Source organism: Chryseobacterium sp. C39-AII1, assembly GCF_039672645.1.
In the GTDB taxonomy this organism is placed as follows: domain Bacteria; phylum Bacteroidota; class Bacteroidia; order Flavobacteriales; family Weeksellaceae; genus Chryseobacterium.
Genome location: NZ_JBDFPQ010000002.1, coordinates 430865 through 447913, shown reverse-complemented (window position 1 = coordinate 447913; position 17049 = coordinate 430865). Strand labels below are relative to the sequence as shown.

The 17049-nt window shown below is 34.1% G+C and carries 19 protein-coding genes; 9 read left to right on the top strand and 10 right to left on the bottom strand.

Annotated features, from left to right (window positions below; all coding sequences use genetic code 11):
- Positions 1 to 8: 8 nt before the first annotated feature.
- From ABEG63_RS04865 to ABEG63_RS04855, 3 genes are read right to left on the bottom strand one after another with little or no spacing between them, the layout of a single operon-like run.
- Entirely contained in the window at positions 9 to 647 is a 639-nt protein-coding gene (locus tag ABEG63_RS04865) for a DUF2306 domain-containing protein (RefSeq protein WP_312392869.1), read from the bottom strand.
- Positions 648 to 654: 7 nt separating this feature from the next.
- Positions 655 to 1956 (bottom strand): alpha/beta hydrolase, encoded by a 1302-nt coding sequence (locus ABEG63_RS04860; RefSeq protein ID WP_346583395.1) that lies wholly within the window; start codon positions 1954 to 1956, stop codon positions 655 to 657.
- Between the two features lie 11 nt (positions 1957 to 1967).
- A complete protein-coding gene (locus tag ABEG63_RS04855; RefSeq protein WP_346583393.1) occupies positions 1968 to 3170 on the bottom strand; it encodes an NAD(P)/FAD-dependent oxidoreductase in 1203 nt (400 codons plus the stop codon).
- 137 nt (positions 3171 to 3307) lie between these two features.
- Here ABEG63_RS04855 and ABEG63_RS04850 point away from each other — a divergent pair, with 137 nt between their 5' ends.
- Both ABEG63_RS04850 and thiL read left to right on the top strand, forming a co-directional pair.
- Entirely contained in the window at positions 3308 to 3799 is a 492-nt protein-coding gene (locus ABEG63_RS04850; protein ID WP_346583392.1) for an acyl-CoA thioesterase, read from the top strand.
- Positions 3800 to 3880: 81 nt separating this feature from the next.
- Entirely contained in the window at positions 3881 to 4942 is a 1062-nt protein-coding gene (gene thiL / locus ABEG63_RS04845; protein WP_346583391.1) for a thiamine-phosphate kinase, read from the top strand.
- Positions 4943 to 5009: 67 nt separating this feature from the next.
- Here the strand turns inward: thiL and ABEG63_RS04840 are convergent, their stop codons facing one another.
- The 4 genes from ABEG63_RS04840 to ABEG63_RS04825 all read right to left on the bottom strand — a co-directional run bounded on the left by ABEG63_RS04840 (position 5010) and on the right by ABEG63_RS04825 (position 8814).
- Positions 5010 to 6560 (bottom strand): DUF3472 domain-containing protein, encoded by a 1551-nt coding sequence (locus tag ABEG63_RS04840; protein ID WP_346583388.1) that lies wholly within the window; start codon positions 6558 to 6560, stop codon positions 5010 to 5012.
- A 205-nt stretch (positions 6561 to 6765) separates the two neighbouring features.
- A complete protein-coding gene (locus tag ABEG63_RS04835) occupies positions 6766 to 7053 on the bottom strand; it encodes a hypothetical protein (protein WP_346583386.1) in 288 nt (95 codons plus the stop codon).
- Between the two features lie 180 nt (positions 7054 to 7233).
- Positions 7234 to 8481, bottom strand: coding sequence for a peptidase T (pepT, locus tag ABEG63_RS04830; protein ID WP_346583383.1), 1248 nt, complete (start codon positions 8479 to 8481; stop codon positions 7234 to 7236).
- Positions 8482 to 8592: 111 nt separating this feature from the next.
- Positions 8593 to 8814, bottom strand: coding sequence for a hypothetical protein (locus tag ABEG63_RS04825; protein ID WP_267403445.1), 222 nt, complete (start codon positions 8812 to 8814; stop codon positions 8593 to 8595).
- 320 nt (positions 8815 to 9134) lie between these two features.
- Here ABEG63_RS04825 and ABEG63_RS04820 point away from each other — a divergent pair, with 320 nt between their 5' ends.
- From ABEG63_RS04820 to ABEG63_RS04810, 3 genes are all read left to right on the top strand, one after another.
- The gene (locus ABEG63_RS04820) at positions 9135 to 9983 is read left to right on the top strand and encodes a hydroxymethylglutaryl-CoA lyase (RefSeq protein ID WP_346583381.1); all 849 of its coding nucleotides are present in this window, start codon (positions 9135 to 9137) and stop codon (positions 9981 to 9983) included.
- Positions 9984 to 10011: 28 nt separating this feature from the next.
- Positions 10012 to 10413 (top strand): OsmC family protein, encoded by a 402-nt coding sequence (locus ABEG63_RS04815; RefSeq protein WP_346583379.1) that lies wholly within the window; start codon positions 10012 to 10014, stop codon positions 10411 to 10413.
- Between the two features lie 75 nt (positions 10414 to 10488).
- Complete coding sequence (locus ABEG63_RS04810; protein WP_346583377.1) at positions 10489 to 11325, top strand: sulfurtransferase; 837 nt, start codon at positions 10489 to 10491, stop codon at positions 11323 to 11325.
- Positions 11326 to 11542: 217 nt separating this feature from the next.
- Here ABEG63_RS04810 and ABEG63_RS04805 read toward each other — a convergent pair whose 3' ends face one another.
- Genes ABEG63_RS04805 through ABEG63_RS04795 form a run of 3 tightly spaced genes read right to left on the bottom strand, consistent with a single transcriptional unit; the run spans position 11543 to position 12941 of the window.
- The gene (locus ABEG63_RS04805) at positions 11543 to 11869 is read right to left on the bottom strand and encodes an SUF system Fe-S cluster assembly protein (RefSeq protein WP_267403437.1); all 327 of its coding nucleotides are present in this window, start codon (positions 11867 to 11869) and stop codon (positions 11543 to 11545) included.
- A gap of 3 nt (positions 11870 to 11872) precedes the next feature.
- Positions 11873 to 12577 carry a 3'-5' exonuclease gene (locus ABEG63_RS04800; protein WP_346583375.1) on the bottom strand — a complete coding sequence of 235 codons (705 nt, stop codon included), beginning with the start codon at positions 12575 to 12577 and terminating at the stop codon, positions 11873 to 11875.
- A gap of 16 nt (positions 12578 to 12593) precedes the next feature.
- Positions 12594 to 12941 (bottom strand): tRNA-binding protein, encoded by a 348-nt coding sequence (locus tag ABEG63_RS04795; RefSeq protein WP_267403433.1) that lies wholly within the window; start codon positions 12939 to 12941, stop codon positions 12594 to 12596.
- Between the two features lie 332 nt (positions 12942 to 13273).
- Between ABEG63_RS04795 and ABEG63_RS04790 the strand changes: the two genes are divergently transcribed.
- From ABEG63_RS04790 to ABEG63_RS04775, 4 genes are all read left to right on the top strand, one after another.
- Positions 13274 to 13849 carry a DUF4840 domain-containing protein gene (locus ABEG63_RS04790; protein ID WP_346583372.1) on the top strand — a complete coding sequence of 192 codons (576 nt, stop codon included), beginning with the start codon at positions 13274 to 13276 and terminating at the stop codon, positions 13847 to 13849.
- A 106-nt stretch (positions 13850 to 13955) separates the two neighbouring features.
- Positions 13956 to 14522, top strand: coding sequence for a sigma-70 family RNA polymerase sigma factor (locus ABEG63_RS04785; RefSeq protein WP_346583370.1), 567 nt, complete (start codon positions 13956 to 13958; stop codon positions 14520 to 14522).
- Positions 14515 to 15897 (top strand): outer membrane beta-barrel protein, encoded by a 1383-nt coding sequence (locus ABEG63_RS04780; protein WP_346583368.1) that lies wholly within the window; start codon positions 14515 to 14517, stop codon positions 15895 to 15897. The genes ABEG63_RS04785 and ABEG63_RS04780 overlap by 8 nt, the downstream gene beginning before the upstream one ends.
- A gap of 118 nt (positions 15898 to 16015) precedes the next feature.
- Complete coding sequence (locus ABEG63_RS04775; RefSeq protein ID WP_346583366.1) at positions 16016 to 16984, top strand: T9SS type A sorting domain-containing protein; 969 nt, start codon at positions 16016 to 16018, stop codon at positions 16982 to 16984.
- Positions 16985 to 17049: the final 65 nt, after the last annotated feature.

The window sequence follows — 17049 nt, the reverse complement described above, 5'->3', positions numbered from 1 at the left end:
TAATAATTTCACAAATATTTTTTGGCAATTAAACATTCAATTAATAAAAGATTTGGAATCCAGCCCAGCCATGCAATGATTTGATAAACATCCATCGGGTTTGGGTGAAATAAATATACAATAATTACTTTCCACATTCTCAAAGTGACGGCAGATAATGTTAAAGCGAAGCTTCGCCACATCCATTGTTTGTGTTCTTCAAAATTTTTCTGTCGAGCTAATTGATACGCTTTAAAGGTTGAAAACCACCACAAAAAGCCTAATGTCACGAAAGAAATTTTAGCGAAAATTCCACCATTCGCAAAAATTCCCATGTAAATTCCCGACGGTGCTGCTAAAAGTAGAATCAGAAAAATATAAATCTTTCCGATATTTTTATGGAAATTTTTTAATCTAAAATCTTTTCGGAGAATGGCTAAAAATCCACTTAATAAAACAAAAATACTGGTGTAAACGTGAGTGTAAAAAAAGTAGAGATATTCCGGTCTTTCAATAACTTCAGTTTGTTTGATCATTAAAAAACTGACGTTTGTATCTAAAGGAATATACTCTAAAGTAATTTTCAGCATCAGCCAAAAGAAATATCCGAATCCTATGATTAAAAGGATTTTAAGAATATTCAAAATATTTTTTTTGACTGAAAGCATTCAATAGTTATTTACCTTCAAAAAAATCAATAACTAAAGAATTGAAAAGTTCAGGTTTCTCGACAATAACAGAATGTGAGGAATTGGGAATAATTGTCAACTGACCTTTTGGAATTGATTCTGCAATCTTTACTGTATGCTCTGTTTTTATAACATCTTTATCGCCAGCCATGATTAAAGAAGGGCACTGAATAGCTTTTAAATCTTCATACTTCAGATTAGGATATTTTAAATCAAGATTATATAAATCTATATAAACGTCATTTACTCCATTTTTATTTTCCTTGATCAGTTTCGCCAATGTTTTTTTCAACTCTATAAGTTCGTCATCTTTTAGCCCTTCAGGAAAAATATTAGCTCCTGTTGATGCTATTTTGTCAACTAATTCCGGGTATTTTATTGCCATTAATATAGCTAAGATACCTCCGTCACTCCATCCCAGAATTTTTACTTTTTTGATATTTTGCTGATCCAAAAACTGCTTTAAATCTTCAACCTGAATATCAAAAGTTAATTCTTTCGTTTTATCATAGGTAGATTTTCCTCTTTCTCTGCAATCCACAATAATTACTTTGTATTTTTTAGAGAAATCTTCAACCTGATTCATGAATGCGCTTATTGATTGCCCGTTTCCATGAAGCATTAATAAAGGTTCTCCTTCTCCATAAGTTTCATAGTACATTTTAATGCCATTTACATCAGCATATTTACCATGAGACATATTTCCGATAATGTTTTCTCCTTTAATATGTAAAGATTTTTTTCCACTGAAGGGCTTATTTTCAGAAGCTGAAATTGTAAAATTTTTCACATGGGTAACCTTATTTCTACCAATACCTTCTGTCCAGTCTTGTTCTAAAGTCAAATCTTCTTCAAATCCGCTATTTTTTAATGGGATTTCTTTCCATTTTTTTGTTTTGCCATCATTTACCTCAAGTTTAAAATCATCAAAATAAAAATCTCCATTGTCTTCTGCAAATGCACCAATGTTTAAAGTTTTCGCTTTCGAATCTATGGTTCCTTCTATAGTGAAGGTTTTCCACTCTGAGGTTACTTTTATCTTCGAATATGATTGATTTTCAAAAAATCCTGTGCTATCATCTATATTGTCTATTCTTGCCCAAATAGCACATTTGGCATTATTATCATTTTCTTTTCTGATTTTTGCAGATACTTTAAATTTTTGATTCTGTATATTTTCTACATTTAAAGATTGAACAAAAGATGTCCATTCGGCTACTATAGCTTTATTTTGAGCAAAAACAAGAAAAGAGAATAATAAAAGAGAAAGTGAAATAAATTTTTTCATTTGATATGTTTTTATAAATTATTTAAATCCTGTGCTATTAACCAAGCCTCACTCCAGCAGGCCTGAAAATTAAAACCACCTGTCACCGCATCAATATTTAAAACTTCTCCAGCAACGTAAAAGTTAGGCAAAATTTTCGAAGTCATGTTTTTAAAGTTAATTTCCTTTAAATCAACACCTCCTGCGGTTACAAATTCATCCTTGAAAGTCGATTTTCCGGTCACGTTGAATTTCTTTTTGCATAAATTTTCTAAAATTGTTTGCATTTCTTTTCCGGAAATTTGCGCCACTTGTTTATTTAAATCTACTTTTGAAACGTCTAAAATTCTCTGCCAAAAACGATTCGTGATCTCAAAAATTTTCGATTGCCCAATCGTTTTCTTTGGATTCGATTGTTTGAAATTCTGGAATAATTCTTCAGCATCATCCATGTCTTTTGAAATAAAATTAACCACAATTTCAAAATTATATTTCACTTTTGCCAAATTAATCGCTTCCCAAGCCGAAATCTTCAAAATCGCTGGTCCGGAAAGTCCCCAATGCGTAATCATCATAGGTCCGCTTTCTTCGGTTTTTAGTTTTGGAATTGAGGTTTCTGCCATTTCAAAACTTGTTCCGGCAATATCTTTCAGCAAATCATCTTTTATATTAAAAGTAAATAGAGAAGGAACCAGATCAATAATTTTATGACCTAAATTTTCAATCATCTTCAACGATTTCGGAGAGCTTCCGGTGGTATAAATCACAAAATCTGCTTCAAAATCTCCTAAACTTGTTTTCACAAGATATTTTTCATCAAGTTTTTCAATTTCTTTTACCGAACATTTTGTTTTGACTTCAACATTTTTCTTTTGAATTTCATTCAAAAAAGTATTGATAATCGTCTGTGAAGAATTGCTTTCCGGAAAAACCCGGTTATCGTTTTCTATTTTTAATGAAACTTTTCGCTGATCGAACCAATCCATCGTATCACCCGGCTGAAATTTGGTGAAAACACTCAATAATTCCTTATTTCCGCGAGGATAAAACTGAACCAATTCTCTTGGATCAAAGCAAGCATGAGTCACGTTGCAACGACCGCCTCCTGAAATTTTCACTTTCTGAAGTACGTCCGAATTTTGTTCGAGAATGGTAATTTTATATTTGGTTTCGTCTAGATTGGATGCACAGAAAAAGCCTGCTGCACCGCCTCCGATAATGATAATTTGTTTCATAATGTTATTAATCTTATGCTCAAGATTATTTTTGCAAAACTACAATTTTTATAAACCATCTTATTTGAGTAATTTTGAAGAATATAATTTTTCATCGTTAAAGTGAAAATTATCAACTATTTTAAAACAAAATTTAAATGATATTCTACCATAAATTCGAAGTTCGTTGGAGCGATTTGGATGCCAACAAACATTTAGCAAATTCATCTTATGTTCAATATTGCGCTCAGACGAGAATGGCCTTCATGAAGCTTGAAAAGATGGGCGTTACGCAAATGAGCCGTTGGGGAATTGGTCCTGTGATTATGCACGAAAGATTTTCTTTTTTCAAGGAAATTTTTGCAGATCAAACGGTGATTGTAAGTCTTGAGGTTGATGCTTGTGCAGATGATTGTTCGATTTACCGTTTCGTTCACAAATTCTATACGCCGGAAGGAGAGCATTGTGCAACTTCTGAAGCAACAGGTGTTTGGATCGATACAATGTTGAGAAAAATGACAACTCCGCCGGATGATGTGGTTGAGGCAATCAATAAATATAAAACCCCGAATACTGCGGTTTTGACAAGAGAGGATTTCAAAAAATTACCTTTCCGTCCAGAAAATATAGATCCGGCAGTATTTAATTAAAATGGTTTTAAGTTTAATGTTTTGAGTTTAAAGTTCGAACATTACTCATTACCAATTACTCATTACTTATAATTAAAAGATATGTTTGAAGATAAAGAACAGGAATTAACGCCTATTTCGAAATTAGGAGAATTTGGATTAATTAAACATTTAACGGAGCATTTTCCTTTGGCGAATGCCTCTTCGGAGCTTGGAGTGGGAGATGATGCTGCAGTTATTAATCCTGAAAATAGAAAAGTTGTTTTAACGACGGATGTTTTGGCAGAAGGCGTTCATTTTAACTTAGGATATGTTCCGTTGAAACATTTGGGTTATAAAGCTGTTGTTGTGAATCTTAGTGATATTGCGGCAATGAATGCAACTCCGACTCAGATTTTGGTTTCTTTGGCAGTTTCTAATCGTTTTCCGGTGGAAGCATTGGAAGAAATTTATTCTGGAATTCAGGCGGCTTGTGGAAGATATAAAGTTGATTTAATCGGCGGAGATACAACGAGTTCTAATGCTGGTTTGGTGATGAGCATCACCGCTGTCGGAATTGAAAATGAAGAAAATATTGTGAAAAGAAGTACTGCAAAACCAAACGATTTGCTTGTTGTAACCGGTGATTTGGGAGGTGCTTACATGGGACTTCAAATTTTGGAAAGAGAGCATGCTGTTTTCCTTGCTGATCCGAATATGCAACCTGAAATGGAGGGTTACGACTATATTTTGGAAAGACAATTGAAGCCGGAAGCAAGAACCGATGTGAAAGGAATTTTAGAGCAATTGGATATCAAACCGACTTCTATGATCGATATTTCTGATGGTTTAGCTTCTGAAATTCTTCACCTTTCTGATCAGTCTAACGTTGGTTTCAGATTGTATGAAGAGAAAGTTCCGATGGATACCCTAACCATTGAAACAGCAGATGAATTTAACTTAAATCCAGTTGTAACCGCTTTAAGTGGCGGTGAAGATTATGAATTGTTGTTCACGATTTCTCCAAACGATTTTGATAAAATCAAAAACCATCCGGATTTCACAATTATTGGTCATGCCGTTGAAAAAGAAGAAGGAAACTTTATGGTCGCGAGAGGTTCTAATCAGTTGATTGCTTTAACAGCGCAGGGTTGGGATGCTTTTTTAGGAAATAATCAGGAATAAATTATACAAATTCTTATCAATATAAAAACCACTGTTTTTAGCAGTGGTTTTTTGTTTGATGATGATTTTAATTTTTAATGAATTTATAATTTTCTTTATTATTGATACTTAAAAGATAAATTCCTTTTGATAAATGTGAAACTGAGATATTTTCCCCCTTTGTTTTTCCTTCAATCATTATTCGTCCTTCAGAATTAAATATTTTATAAGATGAATTTTTTTCATTTAAACCTTTAATATTGATGGAATTATGCGCCGGATTTGGAAATATTTTCACAGCATTTGATTTTTTAATATCAAAAGTTGATAAAGAACTGCTACAACCAGGTAAGTCATTCAAATTAATAGCAGGACTCGTTGTAGGTGCTGAAACTGTTAGTGTTGAATGCAATGGTAATGATTCATTAAAGAAGCCTCCATTTTTTAGATAAAACTTATTGTTATTAGTCCCACCAAAAGCGTCAATCCTTTGATTAGCGGTATAGGTAGCATCTGCCGTGAATTTTGCCTGAGAAAGCGGCATCCATACCCCTTGTTTCGTTCTGATCCATTGATTTCCGAACTCTGCTTTTCTGCCTAAATAGCCATAATCCGGAAGGAAGTTTTCAACAAAGCTATAAAAACTCTTCAAATAGGTAGTAGTGTAAGGTCTTTTCCAGCTGGCAATCAATTTCCATGTTCCCACTTCGGGAGCGAAAAACCAAGCCGTGTAATCTGTTTTTCCTGTTCCGTCGGGTTCGCCTTTCAAAAGAAATTTGTAGGTAACGCCGGCCTGCCAATTGTATTGCAGATAACTTTGACCGCCAGAACCTTCATTTCCAAATTCTCCGGTAGTTACATTTTCTCCTTTACAATTAAGCTTTATTTTATGATCTTCAGGGATATTATTGGGATCGTCTGTCGGGAAAGGGCTCCAAACCGAGAACAAAATTCTTCTTTCTGTAGCTGAATTTACCTGAATCCCAAAGTAACCTTCCGCAAAACCATTGGCCATAAAATATGAGCCTATTTTATCTTCACCCGTCGGAATCGTAACTTCATTATAATAGTATGAAGTGTCTGTGTTAGAAGGTAAAACATAAGACAAGTGGCACGACGGACCTCTTCTTGCCCAGTAATAATAATTCGGGTCGTTGCAGAAAAGATTGTTACCATTAGAAGCGTCTCCCGAATAAATAAAATGAGAAACATCTGCAAAATATCCACCAGTTTTGGTGATGCCTTGCAAATCTACTTTTACATAACCCGCAGTTACCGAAAAATTACCAACAGGATGAATAGCATAAGTAGAACCTGTAATAGAAATATTTTGAGAAACTCCATTCACCGTTATTTTTATAGTGCTGGTTCCAGAAGGTACTTTTGCTTTTAAACTTAAATTTAAAGTTCCCGAATTACCTACTTTAAAGTAGGTGCTTACGACAGTGTTGGGATTGATCCAATTACCCAATCCGTTATTGGTAATCACTTCCGGAGCCCCAGGTGGAGCAGATGTTACAAATGCATTTCCTGCCAATGGAACTTCTTGATCTAATTTGTAATTCGGTTTTTTTGCTGCATTAAAATTCTTACAGCAGAAAAATGAAATTACCGTAATAAAAAGTAGTTTTGTTTTCATTATTTGAATTTTGAATCAAATATAGATTCTGTTAATGCAAATAATCTGATATATTTTTAATTTTTAAAATTTTAGCTGAAATTTATTTTGAAGAATGTTTTTTTGTGAATTGTATTCTTGATTTGAGAAGTAATTATTTAAAATGTTAATAATTCACATACAGAAAAAACCACTGCGTTTACAGTGGCTTTACTTATTTATAATTCTAATCTTTCTTAATATCGGCTTTTGCCTCTTGGTAGGTTTTATCTACTGCTTTCGCTCCTTTTTGTGCCGTTTTCTTCGTCCATTTTGCGGCGTCTTTTACACCGTTTTTGGTGGCATTGTAGCCTTTTTCAGCAGTTTTTCCGGTCCATTCTGCGCCATCTTTAACAGCTGTTCCTACTTTTTTAGCATCTTTTTTAACTTCTTGCTTTACAGTCTCTTTTTGTTGTGCAGATACTCCGATTCCCAATAAAAGAATCACGGCTGCTGAAAATAATCTCTTTTTCATTTTTAAATTTTTTTGTTTTTAAGGTATTTTTCAAAAATCAGACCATTAATTTTCAAAAGTAAAACTAAAACAATAAGGCGTTGATTTTGATTGTTTTATAATTATTAAATGTAGGCAAAACTAAAGTGAATAGAAAAAGACTGCCTCAAAGACAGTCTTTAGTATATATAAAAATAGCAATTACGCTTTAGCAATATTCAAAATTACTTCCATTGCTTTTTGCATACTTTCTAACGCTACATATTCGTAAGGTCCGTGGAAATTAATTCCTCCCGCAAAAATATTCGGACAAGGAAGTCCCATATAAGACAACTGAGCACCATCTGTCCCTCCTCTGATGGCTTTGATTTTCGGCTCAATTCCTGCTTCTTTCATAGCAGCAGCAGCTAAATCTACGATGTGCATTTTCCCTTCAAACTGCTGTTTCATGTTTCTGTATTGCTTTTTAATCTCAATTTCAGCGGTTCCTTCACCGTGTTTTTGATTAAACTCTGCAATTTTTTCTTCCATGAATTTCTTTCTAGCTTCAAATTTTTCAGCATCATGATCACGGATGATGTATTGCAATTTAGCCTCAGAGATATCAGCATTAAGATCCATTAAGTGATAGAATCCGTCAAAACCTTTCGTCGTAGCCGGAGTTTCGTTAGCAGGGAGAGATTGTGCGAATTCAGAAGCCAAAAGAACAGCATTTACCATTTTTCCGTAAGCATAACCTGGGTGAACGCTCAATCCATGGATTTTTACCACAGCTCCCGCCGCGTTAAAGTTTTCATATTCCAGTTCTCCAACTTCACCGCCATCCATTGTATAAGCGAATTCTGCTCCGAATTTTGCCACATCAAACTTATGTGCACCTCTTCCGATTTCTTCGTCAGGTGTGAATCCTACAGCAATTCTTCCATGTTTAATTTCGGGATGAGTAATCAGATATTCCGCAGCCGTCACGATTTCCGCACAACCTGCTTTGTCATCAGCTCCAAGAAGCGTAGTTCCGTCTGTTGTAATCAACGTTTGACCAATATATTTCTTTAAACTTTCAAATTTTGAAGGAGATAGGGTAAAACCTGTCGACTGATTTAAAAGTAAATCATTTCCGTCATAATTTTCCCAAACCTGCGGCTTTACATTTTCACCACTAAAATCTGGTGAAGTATCATAATGTGAAATAAATCCAATGGTCGGCTTATCATCATTTTCAAGGTTTGATGGCACATAACCCATGATATAACCATTTTCGTCAATCGATACATTCTCAAGACCGATCGTTTTCAATTCTTCCGTGATATAATTGGCGATATCCCACTGTCTCTCTGTGGAAGGGGTTGCCTCGCTTTCGGCATCACTGGTTGAATAGATTTTTACATAACTAAGAAAACGGTTCAGTAACTTTTCTTTCCACAATTGGTTGAATTCTATTGCGCTCATTATTAGATTAAATTTCCAACAAAGTTAGCAAATTTGATGCGGAGAATAATTGATTTATCTTTGAATTAAATCATTAATCATAATTCACTGAAAATCAAAATAAAGTAAATATTAAACTGCATAAGCCGCTTTATTCTGAAAAACAGTCATTCCTTCCATTTTGTTGGTAAACGTATTGTAAACGATCTCCACAGTAAAACATGAAATTTCATAAAGAACATATTTCAGCGTGTTTACGGTTCTTTCGTTCATCACCCGTCCGTTTGTCATTACCATATTGCATTGAGATTGTTGATCCGGCAAATTTTTGAAGTCGTAGTAAGAAATATTCATAGTAATTAATTTTATTGGTAATGAAGCATATACAATTTGTTTACCAATTTGAATAAAAAATATACCACATTTTTATTTTTCCCTTATTAAAAGGTGTTAAAGGTGATGAAATTTAATATTAAATTTTTGAATCAGGTTATGATTTAATTTTTAATGAAAAAGAAATCGATGGAAAGTACTTCAAGTATTTGTTATTTAATATTTATTATTGAAATTTTAAATTGAATATAATCCTTTGAAAATCAAAATAATGTTAGATTTGTATATACCATATTCCAAATTGTTTAGTTTTATTATATTTGAGAAAATCTAAAAGTAAAATGTTTCTTACTGAATGTCCGCGTGATGCAATGCAGGGTTGGGGAGAATTTATTCCCACTGATAAAAAAATAGATTATATCAACTCTTTGATGGATGTTGGTTTTGATGTATTAGATTGTCTGAGTTTTGTGTCTCCAAAAGCAATTCCCCAAATGGCAGACTCTGATGAGGTTGCCAAAAATATAGATAAATCCCGCTCCAATACCAAGGTTTCTGCGATTGTTGCCAATTACAGAGGTGCCGAAAAAGCATTGAAGCATCAATCGGTGGATATTATCGGATTTCCGTTTTCTATTTCTGAAACTTTTCAGCATAGAAATACCAATAAAAATCAAGAGGAGGCTTTTGAGGAAATTATTCGAATGTTGGAATTGGTAAAAAGTGAAAGCCGACAATTAAATATCTACTTTTCAATGGCTTTTGGAAATCCTTACGGCGAAATGTGGAAATGGGAAGATGTAGATTTTTGGGCGCAACGTTTTTCAGAAATCGGAGTTAAAGATGTTTTACTGTCTGATACAACGGGAGTTGCAACGCCACAATCGATCTCTCTTTTATTTGAAAAGATACCTTCAAAATATGCTGAAATTAATTTCGGAGCACATTTTCATAACCGTTATGAAGATTCTTATTCAAAGTTAAAGGCTGCTTACGACCAAGGTTGTACAAGATTTGACAGTGCGATCAAAGGAATTGGAGGTTGTCCGATGGCAAAAGATGATCTTGTTGGAAATATGCCGACAGAACAGGTCATCAACTTCATGAGTGTAGAAAAAGTAGACCACAAACTGAATTTATTAAACTTCGAAAGTTCTTATAACAAAGCGAAGGATATTTTTCATTTTTAAGACCTTGTCTCTTTTATTTTTTATAATTATGACTTCAAAAATAACTTATATAGGCGATTTAAGATGTTCAGCGGAACATTTACAATCAGGAACTATTATTGAAAGTGATGCTCCGACAGATAATCACGGGAAAGGTGAGAAATTTTCTCCCACAGATCTTTGTGCAACTTCTTTAGCCGAATGTGCGCTTACCACGATTGCCATTTTAGGCAAAGAAAAAAATATTAATATTGACGGAGCTTACTGTAATCTTCAAAAAATTATGAAAGGTGAGCCAAGAAGAATTGGTGAAATTGTATGCAATTTTGTGTTTTCAGATTCTTATTCTGACAAAGAAAAATCTTTTATTGAGGAAACAGCGCATAACTGTCCGGTAGCGAAAAGTCTTCATCCGGATTTGGTACAGACCATGATTTTCATTTATCAGTAAAATATTTTAAAGCCTTAGAATTTTCTGAGGTTTTATTTTGTTTAAGTTTTTCTAAATTATTTAACTGAATTAAATATGTCCCCAATAATCTCACCTTCCGAATTAAAAAATCTTTCCACAGAAAATTTAATCATCTTAGATGCAAGAGTAGGAAAAGATGTTTATCAAAATTATTTGAATAAGCACATCAAAGGTGCAAAATTTATCGATTTGGATAAAGATCTGGCGGAGGTTGGTGAAAATGCAGCTTTTGGAGGAAGACATCCGCTTCCGAGTATTGAAAAATTTGCTGAGACCCTTTCTAATCTTGGAATTTCAGAAGATTCTCACATCGTTGTTTATGATGATAAAAACGGATCAAATGCTGCTGCAAGAGCTTGGTGGATGCTGAAATCTTTTGGTTTAAAAACTGTTCAGGTTTTGGATGGCGGATTTCAAAATGCTGAAAATGAAGGTTTAGAATTTTCTTCAGGTCAAGAAAATTTTGAAAAAGCAGAATTAATTAAAACAGAAAACTGGCTTCTTCCAATTTCGCTTTTGGAAACTGTTGAAAATGAATTAACAAACTATTCTTCAACGCTAATTGATGTAAGAGATGCTTATCGATATAACGGAGAGTCTGAGCCCATCGATTTGGTTGCAGGGCATATTCCGGGAGCGATTAATATTCCTTTCTCTGAAAATTTAGATGAAAATGGAAATTTCCTGAAACCTGAAATTTTAAAAGAAAAATATTCAAAATTGTTAGCAGATAAACCTCAGAATTTAATTATTCATTGCGGTTCTGGCGTGACGGCTTGCCATACTATTTTAGCGTTACATTATGCTGGATTTCCAATTCCTACTTTATACGTTGGTTCATGGAGCGAATGGAGTAGAAGAGAAGGAAAAGAGGTGGCGAGAGAAATTTAATAGAAATATTTTTGAACCATTAAGGAAGATTTAAGAAGTTAAGTTTACTTAAGTAAATATTTGATTCTTTAGATGACACAATCTTACTATTCTTAACAACTTAATTGACCTTAATGGTTAAATTAAAGCAAATTTCAAAATTTTCATAAATATAGTACTTGAAAACAAAATAAAAGGCTGCCAAAATTGACAGCCTAATTTATTTTTAATCCGAATATTAAAGCATTCCCAGCTCAAATTTCGCTTCTTCACTCATCATATCTTTGTGCCAGCTTGGCTCGAAAGTAAGCTCTAAATCTACACTTTTCACATTTTCTACCTCTGCAACTTTGTCTTTTACTTCTTGTGGAAGCGTTTCGGCAACGGGACAGTTGGGTGTGGTAAGTGTCATGATGATTTTAACATCCGCATCATCGGAAATCTGTACGTCGTAAACCAAGCCCAATTCGTAGATATCTACCGGAATTTCAGGGTCATAAACGGTTTTTAAGACACCGATGATTTCCTCACCAATGTCAGCGATCTGATCGTCTGTAAATTTCATTTTTTAATCTAAATTGATGTACCTTTTCAACAAATTTTCCTGGCGCATACGTCGGAAAACATTTGCCAAAGTTAAGACATCTTTTTCACAATAGTCAACTATTCTTTGCAAGTCTTTCTCTATGTAGTAGATTGATGAAACCATTGAGCCATCGATATCGTCTTTGGGAGTCGGAATTCCGAAAAGATGAGCTAATAATTCGAGTGAAACAAAGCTTTTATAATCGCCGAATTTCCAAAGTTCCATCGTGTCGATATGCGGAATTTCCCAGGGTTTTTTTCCGAACATCTGAAAAGGAACGGGAGGTTGAATTCCGTTAATTAAAAATCTTCTGGCGATCCATGGAAAATCAAACTCCTTTCCGTTATGGGCACAAAGGATAACATCACGAAGCCGCGGACTATTGAAAATTTCGCCAAATTCCATCAATAATTTTTTTTCATCGTGATGGGCAAAACTTTTAATTTTCAGGGTTTCATTTTTTTCGAGCATACCTATGGTGATGCAGACAATTTTTCCGAATTCAGCCATAATTCCTGCTCTTTCGGGATAAAATTCTTCTGCAGAATAATCATCTTTTCGCTGAAACCTTGTTTTTTTATCCCAAAGCATTTGCTCTGTTTCTGTAAGATCGTCCCAGTTTTCTGACCCCGGAACCGTCTCAATATCAATGAATAAAATTTTTTCTAAAGGAATATTTTGTATCATGTGTTTTTATTAAAAGTTAGCCAACCTGCATTCCGTTTTTTGTTGGTAATGAAGGCGTTAAGAGCGTTACATCTTTTTTATCTTCGCCATAAACTCCCAAAACAAGACATTCGCTGAAGAAGTTGGCGATTTGTTTTTTAGGAAAATTCACGATTGCCATAATCTGCTTGCCGATTAATTCTTCTTTTTCGTATAGTGAAGTAATTTGTGCAGAAGATTTTCTGATTCCTAAATCTCCAAAATCGATTTCCAGTTGATAAGACGGGTTTCTGGCCTTTTCAAAATCGTTTACTGAAATGATGGTTCCGCATCGGATGTCTATTTTTTCAAAATCTGCCCAGGAAATATCGGGTTTTATATTCATGATAATGTGATGATTAGTTGTTTTAATTCTTTTTTTCTTTACATATTTTGTTGAAACTCAAATTTATCTGTTTTAAGATAATATTTGAAAAGCTTTTGATGTATCAATTGATTTCTTCAAAATTCATTTAAAAATAGGTTGTAACAAATGTATTAAAATAATAAAAACTTCAAAATGCTTTTATGAGCTGGAAATTTTTCTCATTTAAAATCAATTAGTTATAAAAAATTAGTTAAAAATTTTTAAAAATTGATGCAAGATTCTGCAAAAAGTGGATTTATATCAATGAGTACTCACAATAACTAAATGTATAATGAATTGAATTTGAACTAATGAAAAAATTAACAGTACTTAAAGCTTTTGTAGTTGCTTTTATCACCGTTTTAGGATTGTCGTTAAATTCTTGTAATAATGATACCTACGAACCAATTCCTGTAAAAAAAGGAGATGAAAACGGAACTTACAGAACAAAACTGATTACAACACAAGGCAATAGTAGAACAGAAAAAATAATGGATTTTACCGTGAAAGATTCTGTGATTACTTACAAAGAGTTTCCAATTAAAGAAATTGTAAAATCGGTGGTGAAAGATGCCGCAAAAACGGATGCCGCGATGACAGCCATGGGAAAAATTGAATATAAACTGAATTTTACCCCCAAATTAATGCCTGAGCAAAATGTGATTGAATTTACATTTGCCCCAAAGACACTAGCGCTGCAGATCCCGGTAGACGGACAAACAAAAAATGCTGTGGTAACTTTCGCAGCAGCAGACAAAGGATACTTTGTAGGACAAGACTGGTCTTTAAGATTTGGTTTTGTAGCAGATAAAATTACGGTAGACGGTACGGATTTGACTCCTTATGAAAAAATAAAATATGATTTTCCATACAGTTTAAAGTATTAATTAATGTTTATAGCCCCAAATAGGTTGTGCTTTGCAAAAAGGCAACCTATTTTTGTATTTTAATTAAATAAAAATCGTTAAGTAAATAGTTTCCTGAAAGTTATACATGGAGATCAGTAAAGAACAAATTTTGGTAAACCGTCTTTTGAAAAAGGACGAAACTGCTTGGAAAGAGCTTTTTGGAGCCTATTCGGGTAACCTTACCTATGTTTGTTCGCGGTATATTATCGATCGGGAAGATGTGCACGATGTGCTTCAGAATAGCTTTATCAAAATGTTCAAATCAATCGACTCTTTTGAATATCGTGGCGAAGGATCTTTGAAAGCTTGGAGTACAAGAATTGTGGTGAATGAATCTTTGAAACACATCAAACAAAATACAGACAGCCGAAATTTTGCAGATGTAGAGGAAATTCCGGATTTGGTGAATGAAGAAGAACCTAATCTTGAAGAAATCCCAAAATCTGTAATTATGGATATGATTCGGGGGCTTCCGGACGGCTATCGAACGGTTTTTAATCTTTTTGTGTTTGAAAGAAAAAGTCATAAAGAAATTGCAGAGACTTTAGGAATTGCTGAAAATTCTTCAGCCTCACAATTTCACAGAGCAAAGGCAATGCTCGTTCAGAAAGTAAAAGAATATAAAATGTCAAAAAAAGCGCAATATGGATGATCAATGGTTAAATAATCTGCGCAGTAAGATGGAAGATCACTCAGAGGATGTTCCGGACGGATTGTGGGATGACATCAGCGATGAATTATTCCGTAGAGATGATGAAAATAAAAGTTCGGGATTGGTTTCGGGAAATGAAACGAAGGCGCAGGAAAAAGTAATCCCAATCAATTTTAAGACGAAAATTTACCGTACTGTGGGAGTTGCGGCAGCGATTGCTGTATTCTTTTTTGTGGCTAAAGAATTATTAAATACCAATCATTCAGAACAAAATAAACCTTCCCATCAAAATACATATTCTAATCATAAAGTAAAATCTGGAGATCAAGTTTCTGAAAATCAATCGCCTTCAGAAATTAATGAAAATGCAAATTCTGAAAGTTTATTTGATGTGAATAATCAATTGATTAATAGTGTTTTAACTCAAAATGAAATAAAAAATAGTTTAGGTCAAAAAGTAAGAGAAGAAAACAACGACAAGATATTTTTTAAAGGTCAAAACGAGTTTAAAACGACAAATTTATTCAATCAAAATCAAATTATTGCTCAGAAAAATGAAGAGATGACTTCTGAAAACAAAAAATCTTCTGAAGAAAAAGAGGAAATTCAGGAACTTATTACGGATAATCAAATACTTTCAAGTACTTCAACGATTGCTGAAAAGAAACTTAAAAAACAGCCTTCTAAAAAATGGATGCTGAGTATGTTAACCGGGAATGCCTCTTCGGGTGCCGCAGAACAGTTTCCGGGATATGCAACGGCTATGGGAAAACCGATGAGCGTGAGTGAAGTTTATCAGAGTTCGGAAGGGAATCCTTTTGTGGAAGTGCTTTTAGCGAATCAAAATAAAGAAGTTGAAGCAAGAGTGAGACATAAAACTCCGGTGAGTTTCGGTTTGTCTATGTATTACAATATAGGCAAAAGATGGGGCATCGGAACGGGGGTTAATTACACGAAATTATCTTCTGAAATTCATTCGGGAAGTGATGATAATTTCATTAAAACAGATCAGTCGGTTCATTATATCGGGGTGCCGGTTCAGGTGAATTATAATGTGGTGAAGAAAGGTCGTCTTACAGGATATGTGACCGCGGGTGCTTTGGCGGAAAAAGCAGTTTCAGGAAAGCAAAAAACGCAATATGTGGTAAATAACGAGGTGAAAGAAGAGTTTACAGAAAATGTTGATGTAAAACCATTGCAGTTTTCGGTGAACAGTGCGGTTGGCGTTCAATTTAAGATCATTAATAATATTGGAGTTTATGCGGAACCGGGAGTTGCATATCATTTCAAAAATGACAGTCAGCTGAATACGATTTATAAAGAAAAACCATTCAATTTTAACGTAAAATTCGGGATCAGGGTACAGATTGATTAAAGCTTAAAATATTAATTAGAGATCAACATTTGAGATGGTTATAGAACAGTCTTCAGGATAAATACGTCCTAATTTTTAAATAAAAACTTACAAAACAACCAATAAATAATTATTTTATATGAAAACAAAACTAATTTTTTTAGTGTGCTATTTATTTTTAAACCTTTTAAAAATTGCTGCACAATGCAATCCCACCATTACGAGTCCCAGATTGGGAACGATGTTTCAAGACAAGATCGTTTTTTGTACTTCAGAAACTGAAACGCTTTCTACTACACAAACTTATGACAGTTATCAGTGGTATAAACAGGAGTGGGACTGGCAAACTCCCAATACAAATCTTTGGGTTGCTATTCCAAATGCTACGTCACCGACTTTAACGATCAACGGTACAGATGATATGCTGTATTATTTTAAAGTTGCCGTTACGCAAGCAGATTGTTCTGCTGAAAGTACTCCGATTTTGGCAGATGGTTACGCGTATGGTTTACCTTTTATGATGGCTGATTTTACACCCGGAACTTTTGAGGAGATCGGTCCTGGCGAATACAATGTTTGTGAAGGAGCAACGGTAAAGCTTGACGATGGTTTCCCTTTGGTTTATGGTGAGCATACTTGGTTTAAATGTCTTCCGAGCAGCAATCCGCCTTCATCAACCGATCCTTGTATTATTCCGGGAGCGGCAGATGATACTTTTATTGCGAGTGAGTCGGGAACGTATGGCTTCTATGCCTGCACAGAATATTGCCCTGATATGTGCGAAATGTTAAGTATTAATGCATTTTTAACCCTGAATTTCGGACAGTGGAGTAGTTGTACATTGGGAACAGGCGAAACGAAACCGAAGGATAATAGTTTAAGTATTTATCCAAATCCGACCACACAGTTTTTATATATCGGAAAAGAAGCTGATAAAAAATATGCAGAAGTTTCTATTATTGATATGACAGGAAAGTTGGTTCTTCAGAAGAAAGATCATCAATATAAAGAAGCCATTGATGTGAGTGGATTAACAACCGGAACGTATCTTATTGTTTCTAAAAGTGTTGACGGGAAAGTTTATAAAAATAAATTGATTAAAAAATAATAGCATTATAAATGTTATTTGATATGGAGTGCCGGTGCAGAATGTTTTTCTGTACCGGTTTTTTT